Annotated in this window: 17 protein-coding genes; 12 read left to right on the plus strand and 5 right to left on the minus strand. The window is 59.7% G+C overall.

What is annotated here, in order from left to right; all coding sequences use genetic code 11:
- Positions 1-4: 4 nt before the first annotated feature.
- From ACNPAA_RS15445 to rmf, 9 genes are all read left to right on the plus strand, one after another.
- On the plus strand, positions 5-226 hold the full coding sequence (locus ACNPAA_RS15445; RefSeq protein WP_010674767.1) for a DUF2835 family protein: 222 nt from the start codon (positions 5-7) through the stop codon (positions 224-226).
- Between the two features lie 274 nt (positions 227-500).
- The gene (locus ACNPAA_RS15450) at positions 501-5,363 is read left to right on the plus strand and encodes an NAD-glutamate dehydrogenase (protein WP_201871452.1); all 4,863 of its coding nucleotides are present in this window, start codon (positions 501-503) and stop codon (positions 5,361-5,363) included.
- 47 nt (positions 5,364-5,410) lie between these two features.
- A complete protein-coding gene (gene pyrD, locus ACNPAA_RS15455; RefSeq protein WP_043152728.1) occupies positions 5,411-6,421 on the plus strand; it encodes a quinone-dependent dihydroorotate dehydrogenase in 1,011 nt (336 codons plus the stop codon).
- Positions 6,422-6,506: 85 nt separating this feature from the next.
- Positions 6,507-7,043, plus strand: coding sequence for a cell division protein ZapC (locus ACNPAA_RS15460; RefSeq protein WP_029314546.1), 537 nt, complete (start codon positions 6,507-6,509; stop codon positions 7,041-7,043).
- A gap of 307 nt (positions 7,044-7,350) precedes the next feature.
- Positions 7,351-9,522 carry a bifunctional 23S rRNA (guanine(2069)-N(7))-methyltransferase RlmK/23S rRNA (guanine(2445)-N(2))-methyltransferase RlmL gene (gene rlmKL / locus ACNPAA_RS15465; protein WP_279955896.1) on the plus strand — a complete coding sequence of 724 codons (2,172 nt, stop codon included), beginning with the start codon at positions 7,351-7,353 and terminating at the stop codon, positions 9,520-9,522.
- Entirely contained in the window at positions 9,522-9,749 is a 228-nt protein-coding gene (locus ACNPAA_RS15470; RefSeq protein ID WP_039040794.1) for a glutaredoxin family protein, read from the plus strand. Before rlmKL ends, ACNPAA_RS15470 begins: the two co-directional genes overlap by 1 nt.
- Before the next feature lie 72 nt (positions 9,750-9,821).
- Positions 9,822-11,732 carry an ABC transporter ATP-binding protein gene (locus ACNPAA_RS15475; RefSeq protein WP_417891852.1) on the plus strand — a complete coding sequence of 637 codons (1,911 nt, stop codon included), beginning with the start codon at positions 9,822-9,824 and terminating at the stop codon, positions 11,730-11,732.
- 8 nt (positions 11,733-11,740) lie between these two features.
- The gene (locus tag ACNPAA_RS15480; protein WP_201871456.1) at positions 11,741-13,378 is read left to right on the plus strand and encodes a DUF3466 family protein; all 1,638 of its coding nucleotides are present in this window, start codon (positions 11,741-11,743) and stop codon (positions 13,376-13,378) included.
- Positions 13,379-13,538: 160 nt separating this feature from the next.
- Complete coding sequence (rmf, locus tag ACNPAA_RS15485; RefSeq protein WP_005315693.1) at positions 13,539-13,718, plus strand: ribosome modulation factor; 180 nt, start codon at positions 13,539-13,541, stop codon at positions 13,716-13,718.
- A gap of 80 nt (positions 13,719-13,798) precedes the next feature.
- On the opposite strand, the gene fabA is transcribed toward rmf, so the two are convergent.
- The 4 genes from fabA to ACNPAA_RS15505 form a co-directional block, all read right to left on the minus strand.
- Positions 13,799-14,359: a 3-hydroxyacyl-[acyl-carrier-protein] dehydratase FabA gene (fabA, locus tag ACNPAA_RS15490; RefSeq protein ID WP_010674758.1), complete on the minus strand. Its 561-nt coding sequence runs from the start codon at positions 14,357-14,359 to the stop codon at positions 13,799-13,801.
- 78 nt (positions 14,360-14,437) lie between these two features.
- The gene (locus ACNPAA_RS15495) at positions 14,438-16,417 is read right to left on the minus strand and encodes a Lon protease family protein (RefSeq protein ID WP_201871457.1); all 1,980 of its coding nucleotides are present in this window, start codon (positions 16,415-16,417) and stop codon (positions 14,438-14,440) included.
- 206 nt (positions 16,418-16,623) lie between these two features.
- Positions 16,624-17,919 (minus strand): tyrosine-type recombinase/integrase, encoded by a 1,296-nt coding sequence (locus ACNPAA_RS15500; RefSeq protein WP_048207700.1) that lies wholly within the window; start codon positions 17,917-17,919, stop codon positions 16,624-16,626.
- 278 nt (positions 17,920-18,197) lie between these two features.
- The gene (locus ACNPAA_RS15505; protein WP_128271377.1) at positions 18,198-18,503 is read right to left on the minus strand and encodes a YebG family protein; all 306 of its coding nucleotides are present in this window, start codon (positions 18,501-18,503) and stop codon (positions 18,198-18,200) included.
- Positions 18,504-18,723: 220 nt separating this feature from the next.
- Here ACNPAA_RS15505 and ACNPAA_RS15510 point away from each other — a divergent pair, with 220 nt between their 5' ends.
- Genes ACNPAA_RS15510 through ACNPAA_RS15520 form a run of 3 tightly spaced genes read left to right on the plus strand, consistent with a single transcriptional unit; the run spans position 18,724 to position 22,558 of the window.
- Positions 18,724-19,368, plus strand: a complete 645-nt coding sequence (locus ACNPAA_RS15510) for a paraquat-inducible protein A (RefSeq protein ID WP_010674754.1) — start codon at positions 18,724-18,726, stop codon at positions 19,366-19,368.
- A complete protein-coding gene (locus ACNPAA_RS15515) occupies positions 19,346-19,954 on the plus strand; it encodes a paraquat-inducible protein A (protein ID WP_010674753.1) in 609 nt (202 codons plus the stop codon). The genes ACNPAA_RS15510 and ACNPAA_RS15515 overlap by 23 nt, the downstream gene beginning before the upstream one ends.
- Positions 19,955-20,005: 51 nt before the next feature.
- Positions 20,006-22,558: an MlaD family protein gene (locus ACNPAA_RS15520; protein WP_417891853.1), complete on the plus strand. Its 2,553-nt coding sequence runs from the start codon at positions 20,006-20,008 to the stop codon at positions 22,556-22,558.
- 49 nt (positions 22,559-22,607) lie between these two features.
- Here ACNPAA_RS15520 and ACNPAA_RS15525 read toward each other — a convergent pair.
- Positions 22,608-22,724: transposase (locus ACNPAA_RS15525; RefSeq protein ID WP_146054411.1), on the minus strand; the 117-nt coding region annotated here is incomplete at its 5' end.

Consider the following 22,724-nt stretch of genomic DNA (forward strand, 5'->3'; position numbering starts at 1 on the left):
TGACATGAGGCAATACACTTTTCGGCTCTCCCTTGGCCGCGACGAGATCATGTTGATGTACCAGGGGCAGGTGAACCGCCTGGTGGTACGTACCGAGCAGGGTCTGACCCTGGAGCTGGGGTTGGAGAAAATCCGGCGTTTTGTGTCGGAGAGCGGCGTTCACGGCTACTTTCGACTGAAAACCCAGGACGATCATCGCTTCATTTCCCTGGAACGCATAAATTAACAAAACTTGAACATCAATCCGGGTAAATATCTGCTTTAAGTCACTATCTATCCGGTAAATGGCGCGGCATCCAGTGCGATTTTCTGAATTTTGCCAACTTGGCAAAATTTATCACAACCCAAGCCGTGATCTGTCCCTTGTTTTTAACATCCCGTTATCACCTTTGCTCGCCTTCCTTGATCCAAGCCATTACACTTCGCTGCAACTCTGTACCGGCGCGCATCCTGGGTGGATGTCGCCGTGTCTGTGATGTCGTCCGATAAGGAAACTAGCAATGGCATTGAAAGACGCCCCTACATCCGTTCTGCTCGAAAACGTTCTCAGTCTGATCCACCAGAAATTGCCGAAAAACAGTGCCTCCCTGGTCGAATGTTTCGTTGCCAAGTTCTACGGCAACATGGCCAGCACTGATCTGCATGACCGCAATGACAGCGATCTCTATGGCGCCGCCCTCAGTCTGTGGAATGCCCTCAACCACCGTACCGGCATCGAGCCCTATATCCGGGTCTACAACCCCGAGCTGACCCGCCACGGATGGCAGTCTCCTCATACCATCGTCGAGATCATCCTGCAGGATTCCCCCTTCCTGGTGGACTCCATCCGCATGGCGCTCAAGCGTCTCAATATCACCGCCCACATGATGCTTCACCAGCCGCTGCACCTGATCCGCGGCGAAGGCGGCAAGATTGGCGCCATCCTGGATCTGGACAACACCGCAGAGCAGACCTCGGTGGAAACCGCCTTTCTCATCGAAATCGATCACCTGACCGGTGAAGAGGAGATGGACGCCCTGACTGCCGAGCTCAACTCGGTGGCGCGGGAAGTGGCCCTGGCGGTGGGAGACTGGCAGCCCATGCTGGCGCGCCTGAACGAGATCATCGAGGAGCTGCCCAAACGCAAGAACCCGGTCAGCCAGGCCGAGGTGGACTCCTGCGTCGCCTTCCTCAAATGGGTGGCCGCCCACAACTTCACCCTGATGGGTTATCGTCGCTACGACGTCAAGGCGGTGGAGGGGGATCACGAGATCCTGCCGCAGCCCGAGTCCAGCCTGGGCCTGATGAAGAACTCCATCAAGGACGAAGGCCAGCGCCTCGGCACCATGCCCGCCAGCGCCCGTCACGCGGCCCTCAGTTCCGACCTGCTGATCCTCACCAAGTCCAACAGCAAGTCCCGGGTGCATCGTCCGGCCTATGTGGACTACATCGGCATCAAGCGTTTCGACGAGCACGGCAAGGTGGTGGGAGAGGATCGCTTCATCGGCCTGTATGCCTCCTCCATCTACAACACCAGTGCGACCCAGATCCCCCTCATCAGCCACCGCCTCGAGCGCATCATGGCCGCCTCCGGCTTTGAATCGGGCTCCCATGCCTACAAGGCGCTGCTGAACGTGCTGGAAACCTACCCGCGCGACGAGCTGATCCAGGCCCGTGAAGAGGAGCTGCTGGCCACCGGTCTCGGGGTGCTGGAGATGCAGGAGCGGGACATGCTGCGCCTGTTCGTGCGCCGCGACGTCTACGGCCGCTTCTTCTCCTGCATGGTCTATGTCACCAAGGAGCGCTACAACACGGCGCTGCGGGTCAAGACCCAGCAGATTTTGCAGAAATATTTTGGCAGCAGCATCGATGTGGAGTTCAACGTCTACTTCACCGAGGGGGTGCTGGCACGGACCCACTACATAGTGCGGGTCAACAACAACAACGTGGATGTGGATGTGAACGAAGTACAGAACAACCTGATTGAAGCGGCCCGCAGCTGGGATGACCGCCTGGATTCCGTGCTGCTTTCCCACTATGGCGAGGCCCGTGGCAACGAGCTGCGCCGCCGTTTCAGCACCGCCTTCCCCCGCGCCTACAAGGAAGATGTGCTGCCGGGCTCTGCCGTCGCGGACATCATGGCCCTGGATGGATTGAGCGAGGCCGAGCCGCTTGGCATGCTGTTCTACCGCGCCCAGGAGGAGGAGAACGATCGCCGGGTACGCCTCAAGCTGTTCCACCGAAGCGAACCCATCCACCTCTCCGACGTCCTGCCCATGCTGGAAAACATGGGACTGCGCGTCATCGGCGAGACCCCGTATCAGGTACGGACCCCCACCGGCGAGGTGTTCTGGATCCTCGATTTCTCCATGCTGCTGCGCGGTGAGCAACCGTTCGATCTGGAGCAGAGCCAGCAGCGCTTCCAGCAGGCCTTCGCCGCCATCTGGAACAAGACCCTGGAAGATGACGGCTTCAACCGTCTGGTACTGGGGGCCGGCCTCACCGGTCGTCAGGTATCCGTGCTGCGGGCCTATGCCAAATACATGCGCCAGACCGGCGTCTCCTTCAGTCAGTCCTATATCGAGGAGACCCTGACCCGTTATCCGGATATCGCAGAGCTGCTGTTCACTCTGTTCGAACAGCGCCTGGATCCGGCCGGCAAGCAGGACGCCAAGGTGCCATCGCAAGATGCCAAGGCATCCGCCAAGCTGCACGAGGAGCTTGCGGCCAAGCTGGATCAGGTCGCCAACCTGGATGACGATCGCATCATTCGCCGCTATGTAGAGATGATCGACGCCACCCTGCGCACCAACTACTACCAGCTGGACAAAGCGGGCAACATCAAGCCCTACATCTCCTTCAAGCTGGCCCCCTCCAGCATCACCGACATGCCGCTGCCGCTGCCGAAGTTCGAGATCTTCGTCTACTCCCCGCGAGTGGAAGGGGTACACCTGCGCTGGGGCAAGGTGGCCCGTGGCGGCCTGCGCTGGTCCGATCGCAAGGAGGACTTCCGCACCGAGGTGCTGGGTCTGGTGAAAGCCCAGCAGGTGAAGAACACCGTCATCGTGCCGGTGGGTGCCAAGGGCGGTTTCTACTGCAAGCAGATGCCGGCAGGCGCCCCCCGTGCCGTCATTCAGGAGGAGGGCAAGGCCTGCTACCGTCTGTTCATCCGCGGCCTGCTCGACGTGACCGACAACATCATCGGCGGCGAGGTGATCCCGCCAAAATCCGTGGTGCGTCACGACGAGGATGACTACTACCTGGTAGTGGCGGCCGACAAGGGCACCGCCACCTTCTCCGACATCGCCAACGAGATAAGCCTTGAATACGGCCACTGGCTCGGCGATGCGTTCGCCTCCGGCGGCTCGGTGGGCTATGACCACAAGAAGATGGGCATCACCGCCCGCGGCGCCTGGGAATCGGTCAAGCGCCACTTCCGTGAGATTGGCATCAACTGCCAGACCACCGACTTCACCTGCGTGGGGATAGGTGACATGGCCGGCGACGTGTTCGGCAACGGCATGCTGCTCTCCGAGCACATCCAGCTGGTGGGCGCCTTCAACCACATGCACATCTTCGTCGACCCGACCCCGGATGCGGCCAGGAGCTTCGTCGAGCGCAAGCGCCTGTTCGAGCTGCCCGGCTCCAGCTGGGATGACTACAACCGTGAGCTCATCTCCAAGGGGGGCGGCATCTTCCTGCGCTCTGCCAAGTCCATCAAGCTGAGCCCGGAAATGCAGACCCTGCTCGGCACCGACAAGAGCGGCATGGCCCCGAACGAGTTGATCAAGGCGCTGCTCTGCCTGAACGTTGACCTGCTCTGGAACGGCGGCATCGGCACCTATGTGAAGAGCGCCCGCGAGAGCGACGCCGACGTCGGGGATCGCAGCAACGACGTGCTGCGCGTCAATGGGCGTGATCTGCGTGCCCGCATCGTGGGCGAGGGTGGCAACCTGGGCTTCACCCAGCTTGGCCGGGTGGAGTATGCCAGTCAGGGTGGTCGCATCAACACCGACTTCACCGACAACGTGGGCGGGGTGGATTGCTCCGACAACGAGGTCAACATCAAGATCCTGCTCAACCAATTGGTGGCGGCCGGTGACCTGACCCTCAAGCAGCGCAACCAGATGCTCTACGAGATGACGGATGCGGTGGCCCAGGTGGTCATCACCAACGCCTACCGCCAGTCACAATCCATCTCGGTCACTGCCTTCCGTGGTGCCGAGCAGCTGAAAGAGCAGCAGCGCTTCATCCAGGGGCTGGAGCGGGAAGGCAAGCTGGACCGGGCGCTCGAGTTCCTCCCCTCCGACGAGGAGCTCTCCGAGCGGATGGCGGCAGGGCAGGGGCTGACCCGTCCCGAGCTCGCCGTGCTGGTGGCTTACGGCAAGATGGTGCTCAAAGAGCAGCTCAACTGCCCGGAAGTGACCGACGAGCCCTTCCTCGCCAACATGCTGGTCACCAGCTTCCCGACCCAGTTGCAGCAGCAATTTGGCGCGGCCCTGGCCCAGCATCCGCTGCGAGGCGAGATCATCGCGACCCGGGTTGCCAACATGCTGGTCAACGACATGGGGCTCAACTTCGCCAGCCGGATGAAGGACGAGACCGGTGCCTCGGTGGCGGAAGTGGCCTGCTGCTTCGCCATGGCCCGGGAAGTGTTCGGCCTCGGCGCCCTGTGGCGTGACATCGAAGGGTGTGACAACGGGGTGGATGCCCAGACCCAGCTCGAGCTGATGTTCTACAGCCGCCGCATCGTGCGCCGCGCCACCCGCTGGTTCCTGCGCGCCCGCAACCGCAGCTGGAGCATCGGCGAGAACATCGCCTTCTTCCGCCCGGCCTTCGAGACCCTGAGTCAGCACCTTTATGAGGTAATGGACGAGAGCGAAGTGGCCGAACACAGCCAGGCGGTCGCCGCCCTGATGGAGAAACAGGTGCCGGAGGCCATCGCCCGTCGCGTGGCCCACATGAGCAGCCTCTTCTCCTGCCTGGATCTGGCGCAGATTGCCGCGGAGCACAAGACCGACATCCTGCGGGTTGCCAACGTCTACTACCGCCTGGGTGCCAAGCTGGATCTGCACTGGTTCCTCGAACAGATCAACCATCAGCCGGTGGGCAACCACTGGCAGGCGATGGCGCGGGCCTCCTTCCGCGAAGATCTGGACTGGCAGCAACGCAGCCTCACCTCCGTGGTACTGGAAGGGTGCAAAGAGCAGGGGGAATGCGCTACCATACTGGCCGACTGGATTTCGGAGCATGAGCAACTCTTGTCCCGTTGGACCCACATGTTGGCCGACTTCAAGACCACGAGCACGCACGAGTTCGCCAAGTTCTCGGTGGCCTTGCGAGAGTTGAACCTGCTCCAGTTGAATTGCCGAACCTCGGCATAACCCCAAAAGCCCCGGCCAGTTGCCGGGGCTTTTTTTAAGGAGCAAGCATGCTGTACCCACTCGCCAGGCATTTCCTGTTCAAACTCAATCCGGAGCAGGCTCACGATCTCTCCATCAAATATTTGCCCCGCCTTCTCGGTACCCCGCTTGATTGTTTCTTCCGCCACTCTCTGCCCAAACGCCCCGTCACCGTCATGGGGCTTAATTTTGCCAATCCGGTGGGGTTGGCCGCCGGTCTGGATAAAGACGGGGAGTGCATCGATGCCTTCGGCGCCATGGGGTTCGGTTTCATCGAGGTCGGTACCGTGACCCCCAGACCCCAGAGCGGCAATGACAAGCCTCGTCTCTTCCGGGTGATCCCGGCCGAAGGGATCATCAATCGCATGGGATTCAACAACAAGGGAGTCGATCACCTGGTGGCCAAGGTGAAAGAGGCCAAATATCAGGGGGTGATCGGCATCAATATCGGCAAGAACAAGGACACCCCCATCGAGCAGGGCAAGGATGATTACCTTCTCTGCATGGACAAGGTGTATGACCATGCCGGTTATATTGCGGTCAATATTTCCTCACCAAACACCCCGGGTCTGCGTCAATTGCAATATGGCGATGCACTGGATGAACTGCTGGCCGCATTGAAACAGCGTCAACAGGAGCTGGCCGAGAAATATAAAAAGTATGTGCCGCTGGCCGTGAAAATTGCCCCGGATCTGTCACTCGATGAAATAGATCAGGTAGCCGCCTCTTTGATCAAGAACCGTATTGATGGTGTCATCGCCACCAATACCACTCTGGAGCGGGAGATGATATATGACATGCCCCATGCCGCAGAGGCTGGCGGGCTTAGCGGTCGTCCGCTCCAGCACAAGAGCACCGAGGTGATCCGCCACCTGGCCAAGGCCCTCGACGGCGCCCTGCCCATTATCGGTGTGGGTGGTATCGACAGCGCCATGGCGGCTCGGGAAAAACTGGCGGCGGGTGCCAGTCTTGTCCAGATTTACAGCGGCTTTATTTATAAAGGGCCGAGTCTGGTCAAAGATATCGTTACCCATATTTAAAAAATAACCGGTTGCCCTTATTTAACGTTGCTCAAATTCTCGACATGGAATAAAGTCGAGGGACGGCTTAGATAAGGGCACCACCATGTGTATTCAACCCAATGACAATTGGCAGTGGCATTATGACGCTCAGGATGATCGCCTGATGCTGGATTTGTCCGATCGCATGATATTTGCCACCGAATATAAAGGTCGGCAACTTGTTCCCTGTTCTTTCACCACCCAGCCTTTTTGCGTGGATGATGCCGCCCTCTATTACCAGTTGATGGACAAGGCCGCTGAACTCGACTGGAGTACGCCCCACCAGGTCCAGCTGGTCCTCAATGCCATCGCCGTCAGCCGTTTTTATAAACCCCTGATGCCGCAAAGCTGGTTCTTTCATGAACAGCAGGCCCATGTTATTCCGGATATGGGATCCCTGGTGTGGATGGATACGCCCCACGGTAGGGGGGAATTCATGGTCATCGAAGCCGGCGATCAGGCGAGTGTTTGCCTGAACCTGACCGACGAGCTGGTGCTGACCAACAGCAAGACGCTGCCGCGCTTTGCCGTGATCAAGGTGATGAATAACCGGATGCAAGCCAGAGTTCGGGCACAGACACAATATCGGGAAGTGGGCTGACGACGGGGCCGTTATATGGCGACGAATAAGTCCGTTATAGGCCTGCTATATTGGTCTGATATTTAAGCGCTCAGTCTCTCTCTTGTTCCATTATTTGTCTTTTTCCTTCGTCTGGTCGTCACGACCATTTTCTGCCTGGTCCGGGCAAGATTTTCGAATTCTTTACGAATGTGATGGTAGACAACTGCCAGCCAAGAGCGGGATCCTGTCGCCCGCAAGGGGGAGGGGAGAGTCTGCCGCGCCTCTTGCCGTTTATATGGCGCCTTTGTCCAAGGTTCGAGTGCCGAGCGCGGGCCGATAAGGTATAATGCGGCACTATTTTTATGGCATCCCCGTGAGCGTGATGAAAGAATTTTTTGCAACCTGCCCCAAAGGGCTGGAAAACCTGCTGGCCGTCGAGCTGACCAATCTGGGTGCAGAGCAGGTCCGTGAGACCGTGGCCGGCGTCCACTTCAAGGGCGAACTGGCCATCGGCTACAAGGCCTGTCTGTGGAGCCGCTTTGCCTCCCGTATCGTGCTGGTGCTCTCCGAGTTCCAGATGAACGACGATCTGGACCTCTACCTCGGAGCTCATACCATTCCCTGGGAGGAGCACTTCTCCGGTACCGCCACCATCGCGGTGGACTTTACCGGTACCAACGCCTCCATTCGCAATACCCAGTACGGCGCCCTGAAGATCAAGGACGCCATCGTCGATCGCTTCACCAAGCGCAGTCATGTGCGCCCGGATGTGGACAAGAAGTCCCCGGACATTCGCATCATGGCGCACCTTGGCAAAGGCAAGGCCAATATCACGCTGGACTTGTCAGGCCCGGCGCTGCACCAGCGCTTCTATCGCCAGGGCACCGGCGAGGCGCCCCTCAAAGAGAACCTGGCTGCGGCCATGATTGCCCGCAGCGGCTGGGCTGGCGAGCCCATGATGGACCCCATGTGCGGCTCCGGTACCCTGCTGATTGAAGCGGCCTTCATCGCTGCCGACATGGCGCCTGCGCTGCGCCGTGAGCGCTTCGGTTTCGATCGCTGGCTGCAACACGATGGTGAACTGTGGCAGAGTCTGATGATGGAAGCCCAGGTGCGTGCCAAGCGCGGCATGCAGCGCTGCGAGGTGAAGCTGTTCGGTTGCGATGCGGATACCCGGGTCCTGATGAAGGCCCGTGACAACGCCAAGGCCGCCGGCGTGGCCCATCTCATTACCTTCAAGCAGGCCGATGTCACCAAGCTGGAAAATCCGCTGCCGATGCCGGCTGTGGAAGGAGAGAGCCGTCAGGTCGGCATGCTCATCTCCAACCCGCCCTATGGCGAGCGTCTTGGGGAGTTCCCGGCGTTGCTGGAAGTGCATCAGGCCCTTGGCGATGCCCTGCGCCGCGGCTTCCAGGGGTGGAAGGTCACCATTCTCTCCGCCTCTCCCGAACTCCTGAGCTGCCTGCGCTTGCGTGCCGACAAGCAGTATCGCCTGTTCAACGGCGCCCTCGAGTGCCAGCTGCGCAACTATCAGATCGCCCTCGATGCCGTTGCTTCCCAGAAAGAGGTGGCCCAGGACTTTGCCAACCGTCTGCGCAAGAATCTGAAGACCCTCGAGAAATGGGCGAGCAAGGAGAACCTCGATTGCTACCGCCTCTATGACGCGGACTTGCCGGAGTACAACGCTGCCATCGACCGCTATCAGGATTATCTGGTGGTACAGGAGTACGCGGCGCCCAAGGACATTCCCGCCCAGAAGACCCGCCAGCGTCTGCTGGACATGGTGCAGGCCGCCATCAAGGTGACCGGCATGGACGGCGAGAAGGTGATCCTGAAGGTGCGCGAGCGCCAGGAAGGCAAACAGCAGTACCAGAAGCTCTCCGAAGAGCAGCACCGGATGGAGGTGCAGGAGTACGGTGCACGCCTCTGGGTCAACCTCTACGACTATCTGGACACCGGCCTCTTCCTCGACCACCGCCAGACCCGCCGCATGCTGGGCCAGATGGCTCGGGGCAAGCGCTTCCTGAACCTCTTTGCCTACACCGGCAGTGCCACCGTGCACGCGGGGCTCGGCGGCGCCCGCGAAACCACCACGGTGGACATGTCGCGCACCTACCTCAACTGGGCCCAGGACAACATGCGCCTCAACTCGCTGGTGGGCCGCGAGCACAAGTTCGTGCAGGCGGACTGCCTGAAGTGGTTGTCGGAAGCCGACGAGCAGTACGACCTCATCTTCATCGATCCGCCCACCTTCTCCAACTCCAAGCGGATGGACGAGAGCTTCGACGTGCAGCGGGATCACCTGCTGTTGATGCAGCACCTCAAGCGCCTGCTCGCGGCGGACGGCACCCTGGTCTTCTCCAACAACAAGCGCCACTTCAAGATGGACTTGGCCGGCCTTGACGCCATTGGTCTCAAGGCGCAGAACATCACGAACAAGACCCGGCCCAAGGACTTCGAGCGCAACCAGCATATCCACAACTGCTGGATCATCACCCACGCCGAGGCACAAGGCTGATGCTGACCCTGTTTCATACCGACGGCTGCCACCTGTGCGAACAGGCGTGGGCGCTGGTGGAACAGGCCGGGATGGCCGCGCAGACCCGCCGCTGCGACATCCTGGAGGAGGAGGCCTGGCTCGAGGCTTACCGGGTGCGCATCCCGGTGCTGCAAGACAGTGCCGGCCGGGAGCTGGGCTGGCCTTTCACCCTGGGAGAGCTGCAAGGCTGGCTGGCACAGGGGTGAGCAGGATTTGACGATAAAACGGGGGCAGACTCACGCTGCCGCCCGTTTTTTCATAAGCAACAAGGAACAAACATGGCTCTTTTGACATTGCACGGCGCGTCCCTGTCGTTCAGTGATTTTCCGCTGCTCGACCATGCCGAGCTCACCATAGAGCGGGGCGAGCGCCTCTGTCTGGTGGGTCGCAACGGGGCGGGCAAGTCTACCCTGATGAAGGTGATTGCCAGCGAACTGCCGCTGGACGACGGCCGTCTGGTGTTGCAACAAGATTTGAAAGTGACCCGCCTCGAGCAGGATCCGCCCGCCTCGAGCGAGATCACCGTGTTCGATTACGCCGCAGAAGGGCTGGCCGGGGTAGGGGAGCTGCTCAAGCAGTACCACCATGTCTCCCACGCCCTGGCGCACGACCCTTCCGATGCCAACATTCGCACCATGAGCCAGTTGCAGGAGCAGCTCGACTATCAGAACGGCTGGCAGTACGAGACCCGCATCAATCAGGTGCTGACCCTGCTCGATCTCGACCCTGATGTGACGCTCGACAGTCTGTCTGGCGGCTGGCTGCGCAAGGTGGCTCTGGCCCGCGCCCTGGCGTGTGATCCGGATCTGTTGCTGCTGGACGAGCCGACCAACCACCTGGACATCGATGCCATCAACTGGCTGGAAGAGTTCCTCAAGGACTTTCGCGGCGCCATCGTCTTCATCTCCCACGACCGGGAGTTCATCCACAAGCTGGCGACCCGGATCATCGATCTCGATCGCGGCGTGATCACCTCCTGGCCCGGCAACTACGACGAATATCTGCAAGGCAAGGAGGAGTGGCTGCGGGTCGAGGAGCTGAAAAACGCCGAGTTCGACCGCAAACTGGCCCAGGAAGAGGTATGGGTGCGCCAGGGGATCAAGGCGCGTCGTACCCGCAACGAGGGACGGGTGCGGGCCCTCAAGGCGATGCGCATGGCGCGCACCCAGCGCCGGGAGCTGCAGGGCAAGGCCAAGCTGCAACTGGACGAGGCGGGCCGCTCCGGCAAGCTGGTGTTCGAGACCGAGGGGCTGGGGCTGGACTTTGGTGATCGCACCCTGTTCCAGGGACTGGATCTGCAGGTGCTGCGCGGGGACAAGATTGCTCTGGTGGGCCCCAACGGCTGCGGCAAGTCGACCCTGATCAAGCTGCTGATGGGCCAGCTCGAGGCGAGCCGTGGCTCGGTGCGCCAGGGGACCAACCTGGAAGTGGCCTACTTCGATCAATACCGTGAGCAGCTCGATCCCGAGAAGACGGTGGTGGACAACGTGGGGGAGGGCAAGCAGGAGGTGATGGTTCGCGGCCGCTCCCGTCACATCCTCGGCTATCTGCAGGACTTCCTGTTCGAGCCCAAGCGGGCGCGCACCCCGGTCAAGGCCTTGTCAGGGGGCGAGAAAAACCGTCTACTGTTGGCCAAACTCTTCCTCAAGCCCAGTAACTTGTTGATTCTGGATGAACCAACCAACGACCTGGATGTCGAAACGCTGGAATTGCTGGAAGAGCTGCTCACCGATTACCCGGGGACCCTGCTGCTGGTCAGCCACGATCGCCGTTTTATCGACAATACCGTGACCGGCTGCTGGCTGTTTGAAGGGGATGGTCGGATCAGCGATTATGTCGGGGGCTATGCCGACATGATGGCCACACGAGCCCTGCAGGCAGCCCAACAGACGGCCAAGCCGGCCCCGGTCAAGGTGGCAGAGTCTGTCGCGTCGGCAGCGGAGCCTGCGAAAAAAACACGAAAACTCTCTTACAAGTTGCAACTGGAGCTGGATAATCTGCCAGCCCGGCTGGAACAGTTGGAAATGGAACTCGATGCCCTGCAGGCCGAGATTAACCACCCCGGTTTCTTCTCTCTGCCAGCAGAGCAGACCCAGCCCAAACTGGATGCATTGAATGCGGCAGAGGCCGCATTGGAACACGCCTTCTCCCGTTGGGAGGAGTTGGAAGCGTTGAAACATCAAGACTAAGGAAGTAGATGAAAAAGCAATTATCCATGCTGGCCATCCTGGTCGGCGCCAGCCTCAACGCGCAGGCGGCACAAAGCTCCTTTTTCACCATCGTTGATGACGAAGTCAAAGGCTATGCCAGCGGGATCAGCGGCGATGCCAACGGCCTCATCGGGCTCAACACCAAGAACAACATGGCGGAATACTTCTCCACCGTGCGGTTTGCCGACTTCCTGGTTGACCGCTTCCGCTTCGAGCAGGGTTGCATGCTCTCCAACTCGGTCTGCAACTCCTTCTGGAACGACAACAGCAACTTCGCCTACCAGTGGCGTCGTGACTTCCTCGACGGTGTCGATCAGCGCAACAACGTAGGCTATGTGCAGTTGGGCGAGACCGACGGCCTGGTGACCGCGCTGGGTGATGTACCCGGCACCCGGGCGGGCTACAAGATGAGTGGCAAGGTGCGTACCGCCTTTGCCGTGGTTGAGGAGGGCAACCCCGTCGAGCTGAAAGATGGCGCCGGTACTCACAGCCTAAGTGTGCCGACCAGCATCAAGAAGCTGGACAACGGCCAGTATCTGGTGACCGGTACCGCTGCCACCGGCAAGAACATCGCCGTCAACTCCGAAACCTACAACTGGTGCTTTGCCGGTAACGACGGCCAGTACGGTGACTACCGCTACTGCCCGGGCCTCAACACCCAGGCGAGCTTCTGGCTGGTCAACAGTACCGGTACCTTCAACAAGTTGCTGCAGGCCAACGAGTATGCCCGGGGCCGCAACGAAGTGGTGCAGACCGCTTCCGCGCTCGGCGTGGGCAAATTTAACGGCACACTGTATGGGGTAGGGTACTCCTCCACCGGCGAGATCGGCACCAACTACCTGGATGGCCGCAACTTGGCCGCCTACTGGACACTGGATCTGGATGGCAGCAAGGTGGGCACCACCCAGATCATCCCGCTGGCAGAAGGCGAGCCCGGCAAGGATGACGCCAAGCTGCAACACAGCTGGGCCGTGGGGGTCAACGACAACGGTTATGTGGTCGGCAACCAGCTCTATCGTATCAACAAGGGCCAGAACCGCCCGGTGGAGATGTTCGTGTTCAACCTGAACACGCCGACCACCAACGCCGTGGTCTCCCTGCAGGACAAGCCGCTCAGCGGCTCCGGCTCGGAAGCGGCCGCCATCAACAACCACAACATGGTGGTTGGCTGGCGTGATTCCCGCCATCAGACCCAACCCGTGGTCAACGGCACCAACCGCATGCAGGAAGGCTTCCTGCTCAACGCGGCGACCGGCAACAACTGGTACCTGAACGATCTCATCTGTGGTCTGGATGATGCGGGTGCCAAGCAGTGTGCCCAGAACGGTTACTACTATCACATCGCTTATGCCAGCGGCATCAGCGAGAATGGGACTGTGGCCGCGACCGCCTATCGCTACAACAGCGAGAGCGATCTGAACAACCGCACCAACGCTACCGTGGTCAGCGTCAAGCTGGCACCGGTCGTGACCGACTACAAGAACAACGATCCGGCCGGTTATGTGGTCGCCAACGCACCGGTCAACAACCAGACCGGTCAGGATGGTGGCAGCGGTGGTGGCAGCCTGTTCTGGTTGACTCTGCTGGCCCTGCCATTCGCCTGGCTGCGCCGTTTCCAGCGCTAAAAAGTTGTGTCACTAAAAATTAATGCGGTTCAGTGTCTTGTGTCACAATGAGCGGATAGCATGAAATTTTTTGTTTGACCCTGCCAACCCCCTGGGGTAAAGATGAAAGCGACCGATGAAAAATTGGTCGCTTTTTTTGTTCCACGGAAGAGGGTCGTAGATGATGAAGAGACAAAAACGGGACCGTCTGGAAAGAGCTCGTGCTCGTGGTTATCAGGCTGGCGTGGTCGGCAAACAGAAAGAAGCGTGTCCGTACCAGTGCCTGGATGCCAGGGGCCATTGGCTTGGTGGTTGGCGCGATGCCATGGAAGGGCGAGGCTCAGGCCTCTTCATGAAGTAACCGATACTTCATCACTCATTACAAAAGGAAAGGGGCCATTGTGGCCCCTTTACGTTGTCTCTGCTCACCCAGGAGCAGGATCAGAATGCGGTGGTGTCTTTGAACAGGCCCACTTTCAGATCGGTGGCGCTGTAGATGGGGCGACCATCCACTTCCACGACGCCATCGGCAATGCCCATGACCAGTTTGCGGTTGATGACGCGCTTGAAGGTGATCTTGTAGGTGACCTTCTTGGCCGTCGGCAGGATCTGGCCGGTGAACTTGACTTCACCGACACCCAGCGCACGTCCTTTGCCAGGACCCCCTTTCCAGCCCAGGAAGAAGCCGACCAGTTGCCACATGGCATCCAGGCCCAGGCAGCCGGGCATGACGGGATCGCCGGGGAAGTGGCAGTCGAAGAACCAGAGATCCGGCGTGATATCGAGTTCAGCCAGGATTTCACCCTTGCCGTGCTCGCCGCCATGGTCGTTGATCTTGACGATGCGATCCATCATCAGCATGTTGGGGGCGGGCAGCTGGCTGTTACCTTCACCAAATAATTCGCCACGGCTGCAGGCAAGCAGCTCTTCACGGGTAAAGGACTCTTTGCCTTGTTCGCACAGGGAGAGGCGGGGATCAGTGGTGTCGTTATCTAGGGTCACGCTGTTTATCCTTCATATGGGTCAAAGCCGGGCCAATTTAGCTTACAGATGTTCGCTAAACAACTCCGATCACTTCATTTAACGGCCAAGCAGCCGATCCAGCAGGCTGCGCAGCAGGCCGCCACTCTTGGTTGCCGTGCCATTGAGTTCGTCCAGTCTCTCCTGGATGCGACCAAACAGGGTATCCGGCATGTCCGGTTCGCCAGCGACGCAGCCGGTGAGCAGCTCGATTGCCTCTTCCACGTGATCCACCGGGTGGATGTGGAACTGGCCAGCCTCTACTGCCGCGATCACTTCATCAGAGAGGTTGAGCTGCTGGGCGTTGGTGCCGGGCAGCAGAATGCCTTGCTTGCCGGTGAGGCCGTGGATCTTGCACACCCGGAAGAAGCCCTCAATCTTCTCGTTCACGCCGCCAACGGCCTGCACATTGCCGAACTGGTCGACCGCACCGGTCACAGCGAAGTGCTGGTAGATGGGCTGGCGGGCGAGGGCAGAGAGCAGGGCACACAGGCCGGTCAGGGAAGCGCTGTCACCATCGATCTCGTGGTATGACTGCTCGAACACCAGGTTAGCCGAGAGCGGCGAGGGGTTCTCTGCGCCGAACTTGTTGGAGAGGTAACCGTGGATGATCATCATGGCTTTGGCGTGAATGTGCCCGGCGAGCTCCGCCTTGCGCTCGATGTCAGCCACATCGCCATCCCCGAGGTGGACGGTCGCGGTGAGGCGTACCGGCTCCCCGAAGTCATAGGGATGGCCGGCCACCTGGATGACGGAAAGGCCGTTGATCTGGCCAACCTCTTCACCGTCGGTCTGCAGCAGGATCTGGCCGTCGATAACACCCTGATCCGATTGCTCCACCAGATAGTTGAGGCGGTAATCCTGCTCTTCCAGGGCGAGCAGGATATGTTCGTCAGTGACGCAGCTCGCTTCCAGCTCGCGGGCCAGGCTGTCGGCCATGCGCATGATGGCGCCGAGCTGTACCTCGGAGAGGGATAGCCACTCCTGGTGGTCACACAGGCGGCTGGCATGGCGACAGAGGGCGAGGAGGGCACTTGGGGTGAAATCCAGCAGCGCCCAGCGCGCTCGCAGCCAGGCGAGATATTGCAGGAAGGCGGGGAGATCTTCCTCGATGTTCACTTCGGAGACCAGATCGGCACGCAGGAAGATGCGCTCCGCCATGTCCCTGTCCAGCATCTGGAATTCCGCCACGTCCAGCCTGTCACCGACCAGGATCAACTTGAACCGGATGGGGGTCGCTTCCGGGGTGAAGAACGGTGTCAGCGTCTTGCCTTCCTGATAGGCATTCCAGTCCAGCTCGCCTTTTTGCATGGCGTTTTTGAGCTTTAACCAGAGATGAGGCTGATCCAGCAGCTCATCGAGCTGAAGTATCAGGTAACCACCGTTGGCTTCCCGCAGCAGACCAGGTTCCAAAAGGTGCTGGTTGGCGTAAACGGAGCCTTGTTCCGTCTGATAGTTGATGGAACCGAACAAGGTATCCCAGTTCAGGTCACGGCCGTAGACGACAGGGGCTTGCTGATCCTCATGATGGATCAGCAGGTTGATGAGCACCGGGTGCTGGAACTCGAGGCCCTGGGCGACATGGGCGGCCAGATCGGAGAGGAAATCCACGATCTTGGGGTCGTTGTTCTGTTTGCGGATGATCCGGGTGACCAGCCGCTCGGCGTCGAGATGGTGGCTCATCAGCTTGAGCAGCTCACCGACCATCTCGCAGAACTCGAAACCCGAGCCCGGTTGCAGGCGCAGCCAGATGGGCTTGAAAGGGTTGTTGAGATTCTCGGTATAACAGAGATCGAACAGGTCGCCATCCTTGCCATTCGAAGAGGCGATCAGGGTCTGGCAGACATTCTCGTAATCTGCACCGGGGAAACCGTTGAGGATCATGACCGGGCAGTCACCATCAAAACTGGCCAGCCGTTTGATACCCGAAATCGCTCTGGGTTGCAGGGCGGCAAACGGAATGGGGTCGAGTTCGCCAAGTGTGGGGAACTGCTCAATCGAGAAAGCGGGTTTTAATTGTTCTGATGTTAATTCAGCCACTTAAGACATCCGGTCGGGGATAGGATCAATTGCCACCATTATACACAGTTCGGTTGAGGGTGACAGAATACCAAGATATTTCATTTAACATAATATACATTATGCGCAGTGTCGGATTTATGAGTCCCAGGGCATGGTCAATCAAGGATTGTCTTTAGGTCCCGCGTCTTGGTTATGAGTGCAGTTTTATTGTTCACCACTGGTTATCAATCATATGTACGGTCCTGGTCGAGCAAGTGGTCCAGCGGCTTGCGGCTGGCACTCTCGTGACGTTCCCGGTTGCCGGTGTGCAGGTACTTGGAGGTGGTGTCGATGCTGTCATGTCCCGCATCGGCTTGTACGTGGGATAAAGGCCGGCCGTGCAGATTGATGTCATGGGTGATACCGGTATGGCGAATGGAGTGCGGCGTCAGGGTTCGCATTTCAGCGGCATCCTGATCAAAACCGTCTTGTTCGGCGAGGCTTGCGGCCTGTTCAAATACCGCCATTACCAAGTCCCGTAGCTGGCGGATACCCAGATTGGCATTGAGTTCGCCTTGTTCGCGGCCATGGGCCGCCGCCTTGTGGCGTACGAACAGCGGGGTCTGCTCCCCGGGGGCCGGCAGTGGCGAAAGTCCAAGAAAGGTACGATAGCGAGCCAGGGCTTCGAGCAGAGCCTGAGAAACGGCCACGGTGCGACGTTTACCGCCTTTGCTGCGGGGAATGTCATAACCCCAGACGCCCGTTTTGGCGTCACGTCGAAACTGGCCCATGACGGGGCTGAAACCCGGCCTGGCCGCCACCTCGGAAATCCGCAGATAACAGGCATACATCAGACAGATGAGAAAGCGGCTGCGCTCATGTTGTGCCGGGCATTCGGCAGCGAGCTGTTCGGCGGCTTGCATCACATAGGACCATTGCAGTTCGGTGAAGGATTGCGCGTCTTCACCAGCCTCCTGGGGGCCCGCACGTTTAACCCGCTGCAGCAGGAGAGCCGGATTGCGATCCATGTACTCCTCCTGGATGAGAAACTGGAAGAAGGCGGACAAAATGGCGAGTTTTGTCTTCATCGCCTGCTCACTCAGTCGATACGGCAGCTCCCGGCCCAGTTCCCGCTTGCCAAGAAACGGACGCCACAGGGGGTTTGGCAACCGTTCCCCCCACTCCTTGTCGAGCACGAACTGGGCGACGTTGCGATAGGCAATCAGTCCGGACGGTGGCGCCTGGCAATAGTCGAGATAGCGCATCATGATGCGCCTGGTGAGATCCCTGGGGCTGATGGCCACCTCGCAAAAACACCAGTGCAAAAAAGTGGTCAGCTCACTGCGATAGGTCTTGTAGTTGTTTTCGCTGTGGCGCTGCTCCAGCAGCCAGTCGACGGCCAGCTCATACACGATCCCCGCGTCGGGGACCTTGCCAAGACTCAGGGTGGCGAGGTACTGGTTGACCTGGGGATTGCCCGCCTCAAGGTGGTCCACGCTATCGAACAGCGGCATGGCGGGTGGAAGTGCTGGATGAGTCATGATGGTGTGTGATGTCGGTTGAATGTTTTGAACGGGGCCGCCCCCCTGATGCCGATAAATGGGGTTATCGGCATCAGGGCTTGCAGTGCGCCTTGGGGGCAACGACCTGAGGCATCTTGCTGTGATACCCCATGATGACGAGCAATCAGCATATTCAATAAATATGCGGTGTGGTTGGAAAGTTCTCGGGGAAAATAGTCGTGATAATGACTTAAGTTGCACTTTTCATGAATGAGAGAGCGGGTTCTGCCTCACATCCCCTTCCCCGCCCTTTCGTCTCAAGCCACGCTCTTCAGGGGCTTCCCCTTTGGCAGTTCAGTATCCTGCTTGTCTTCTTTGGGGGAATTCCCCTGCCCTTTTCCACCGCGCAATACCTGCTGAAGCTGATCCCGCTGCTCGGCCAGATAAAAGGCCAGACTCTCCTGCTGCTCCGGTGCAAGCGCGACCGGCGCACCCGCCAGCAGTGTCATCAGCTCATCGGCGGTGTCCAGCAGTTTGTCATAGGCATCCGCCTCTTTCTTGCTGGCAAAGGTCATCTTCTCCACTCCCCCACGTACCACAACATACTTGATCTCAACGGCCATCGCGGCGCCCTCCTGATGATAGTGATTGCAAGTATATGTACGTATATACAGTATTGCAAATACCCTCAGCATGTCGGCATGCATCGCCAGCCCCTGCTTGGCTGGCGGCGGCCAGTTCACAGCGGAAAACACGTCTTTTCAAAGGGGGCTGTGCAGCGCGGCAAGACAGAGCAGGCGTTTTAAGGTAAATTTCATCAATTCCTTCAACAGGTTGAATCGTATGTCGGATCCGCACTCGGTGATTGTCTGTCCGGCCTGTGACTTGCTGATCGAACGCAAGTTGCTGCCGCTGCGCCGTCACGCCCATTGCCCCCGCTGTCATCAGCATCTGTATGGGCGCTATGCCTTTCGCCCTTCCCAGTTGATGGCACTGACCATCACCGGATTCCTGTTGCTGCCTTCCGCGTTTTTTGAGCCTTTGATCTATCTTCGTCTGGCGGGCGTGAACTCGGACGCCAACCTGATCAAGGGAATTATGATGCTGTATGCCGAGAGCGAGCTCTGGGTGGCAACACTGGTGCTCTGGTGCGCCGTGCTGGCGCCGACAGGGCTGCTGCTCGGGATCTTTGCCCTCGCCTCCGGCCTGGCCAAGCGCTGGCATCTGCTGGCGTGGACCCTCAAAGCGGTCGAAGTATTTCGCCACTGGGCCATGCTGGAGGTGTACATCGTCAGCCTGCTGGTCGCCCTGTTCAAGCTTATCGACATCGCCGACGTGCGCCTGGGAGGCGGTCTGCTGAGCCTGGGTTGTCTGATGCTGCTCAACATGACGCTGCTGATCCTCTTTGATCCTGCCCCTTACTGGGAGCGGATTCCGCTGCAACACGCCTCCCGGGAGCCGGACCATGTCCCCGATCAGCGCCCGTGAACTGGGGCTTTGCCGCTGCCATACCTGCGGGTTGCTGGTGCGCCATCAACACGGCATGAGCTGCCCTCGTTGTCACACCCCCTTGCAGATGCGCATTCCCCATTCCCTCGCCTGGTCATGGGGCCTGCTGGCGCTGGCCACCTTCATGTTGTTGCCTGCAAACCTGCTGCCCATCACCCACTTCTACAACAAGGGATTATTGCAGTCCGATACCATTTTCAGCGGTATCATGGCGCTCTATCGCAGCAAGATGTCCGGCATTGCCACCATAGTACTGACGGCTAGCATCATCGTGCCCATCGGCAAGATCCTGGGTCTTGGCTGGATCTGCTGGCAGTTGCAGCGCAGCAAGCCCGTGCGCCGCAAACGCCAGCTCGTCATGTACCGCATCATCGATTTCATCGGACGCTGGTCCATGCTGGATCTGTTCGTCATCTCGCTGATGGTGGCTCTGGTGGATCGCGGCGTGCTGCTCAACGTGCGTGCCGGCCCCGGGGCGACGGCATTCGCCGGCGTGGTGGTCCTCACCATGATGTCGGCCAGGATGCTCGATACCCGCCTGTTGTGGGACAAGGCGGCCCGTTAATGTTTTTTGTGTCGAACGCGCTGTGCATCACAGCCAATGTAAGGAGTCGGTATGGTCGGGGCTGAGCCCGTCATTGAGAAGCACCGCTGGTTATCACCGGTCTGGTTGCTGCCCTTCATCGCCCTCTTGCTGGCGGGAGGCTTTCTCTACCAGCAGTGGACGAACAGTGGTCAACTCATTCGCATCAACTTTGCCCAGGGCAACGGTATCTTGCCGGGCAAGACCCAGTTGCGCTATCAGGGGGTCGCCATCGGCGTGGTCCAGGAGCTGGAACTGGCACAGGATGGTCGCAAGATTGCGGTGCTGGCCAAAGTGGACAGCCGTGCCCGCTCCCTCATACGCAAGGGCTCCGACTTCTGGCTGGTGAGTCCGAAGGCGTCACTGACCGAGATCTCCGGCCTGGACACCCTGGTGTCAGGCAACTACATCAACCTGCAACCCGGACGGGAGAACAACCCGCTGGAGGATGAGTTCGATGCCCTGGATGGTCCTCCCCCCGGTTATCAGGCCCAGGGGCGAACCCTGCACCTGACAGCCGATTCTCTGGGGTCGGTGGGCATCGGCGCCAAGATCTATTTCCGCGGGCTGGAGGTGGGCAGTGTCATCAACACCCGTCTTGGGGAAGAGAACCAGAACGTGATCCTGGATCTGGTGATCGAGCCGCGCTTCGAGCACCTCGTCAAGGCGGATACCCGATTCTGGAACATCAGCGGCATCAAAGGCTCCTTCAGCCTGGCTGGCGTCAGCGTGGAAGCGGGCAGTCTCACCTCTATTCTGAGCGGCGGCATTGCGTTTGACTCCCCCAAGGATTCTCCCGTGGCGCAAAAGGGGGTCAACTTCATCCTCTACAAGGGGTTGGCCGAGGCCGCCCGGGGTGAGCGCATCACCATCCAGGCTGGGACTCTGCCCATCAAGGAAGGGATGCCCATCCTCTATGAGGGCATCGAGATTGGACGCATCGACCCCATTCGTCTGACCGAGCAGGGGCGGAGCGTGACGGCCCTCATCAACCCCGAACAGGCGTTCCGGGTGACCGGCAAGAGTCGTCTGGTGTGGGAGACGGTCTCTCTCTCCCCTGCCGGGATCAAGCATGCGGATCGCCTGCTGGCCGGGCCCGCCATTCGTCTGGACTATGAACCCGGTAAACGGGTCAACACCATGACCCTGGAGAGCCAGGCACAGCGCGGCGGCATCAAGCTGACCCTGCAGGCAGAGGATCTCGCCGGTTTGAGCGAAGGGGCTCCGCTCTGGTTCAAGGGGTTGCAGATAGGTCAGCTCGGGGCACTGACCCTGGATGCCGGCGGCAATGCCAGTGTCGAGTTGCTGGTGAACGAGCGTTATCGCCATCTGCTGCAACGGGCTCGCTTCTATCGCGCCGCCCCCTTGCAGGTGGAGGCGGATCTCAGCGGTATCAAGGTGGAGACCAGCCCGGCCAGTGCCTGGTTGGCGGGGGGCATCAAGCTGGTACAGGCTGCGAAGGGTGACAGGATTGACCGCCTCTACCCCAGCCAGGAGCTAGCCCTGCTTGGGAGCCGCCATGCCAAAGCGGTCAGCTGGACGCTGCGTGCCGCTCAGGCTGATGGTATCGGTGTGGGCTCCCCCGTCCTCTACCTGGGACTGGAAGCGGGCAAGGTCAAGGCGCTGGATGCCGATGATCGCGGGGTGGCCATCACCCTGGAGATCGATGCCATCTATGCTCCTTTGCTCAAGCAGCAACCCCAGTTCTGGAAGAAGGCCGCCATTGACGGCAAGATCCGGCTCGATGGCGTGCAGGTCAAGATGGGGAACCTCGCCACCCTGCTGCGTGGTGCCATCGAATTCGACAAGCTGGGGACAGGTCGCAGCAGTCATCAGCTCTTTGACAGCAAGGAGCAGGCAAGCTCCCAGGTGCGTACCCTCACGCTCACGGCGGATCACAACCCGGGTCTCGGGGTTGGCAGCCCCATCCGCTATCGCGGAGTGGACATCGGCAAAGTAGAGCAGGTGGAACTGGACCCGACCCTGGGCCAGGTAAGCTTCAAGGCCGAGCTGAATGAGCAATATGCCGCGCGTTTCCTGCAATCCGGGGCACGCTATGCCCTGGTGCAGGCCAAGGTCGGGCTGGGGGGGGTTGCCCACCTCGATACCCTGATCAAGGGGGCCTTTGTGGAGGCGACACCGGGCCGGGGGGCTGGCAAGGAGACCTTCCCCTTGAGCCAGAGTGGCCCCGCCGGTCTTGCCCTGACCCTCAAGAGCCCCTCCGTCGATGGCATCAGCGTGGGCAGCCCCCTGCTGTTTCGCAAGATGGTCGTGGGCAGCGTCACCGGCGTGACCCTGGCCCGGGATGGCAGTGAGGTACTGATCTATGTGAATGTGGATGGACAGTACGCCCATCTGATACGCGCCAATAGCCGCTTCTGGAATGTCTCCGGGGTCAAGGCCGATATCGGGCTGACCGGTGGCACCATCGAGGTCGAAACGGTGCAAAGCCTGCTGGCAGGCGGGATTGCCTTCAATACGCCGGAGCGGGAAATGGGCGCGACCGTCAAGGCGGGCCATCGTTATCCGCTTCATGCCAAGGCAGAGAAAGAGTGGCTGGAGTGGAGCCCCCGCATCTTGCCCTGAGTTATTCCCCTGTTCGTCAAAAACCGGCCTTGTGCCGGTTTTTTTAGGTTCATCGCGGCTTTCCGGGGAAGGCCGCCTTGATTTTCAGAAAAAAGTATTCTGAGTCCCTAAATCCATATGCCATACGCTTTATCACTTTGATCTTGTTGTTCACCCCTTCCAGCAC

Origin of the sequence: Aeromonas sp. PS2Canimalfood6 (genome assembly GCF_048276795.1) — a bacterium.
In the GTDB taxonomy this organism is placed as follows: Bacteria; Pseudomonadota; Gammaproteobacteria; order Enterobacterales; family Aeromonadaceae; genus Aeromonas; species Aeromonas caviae.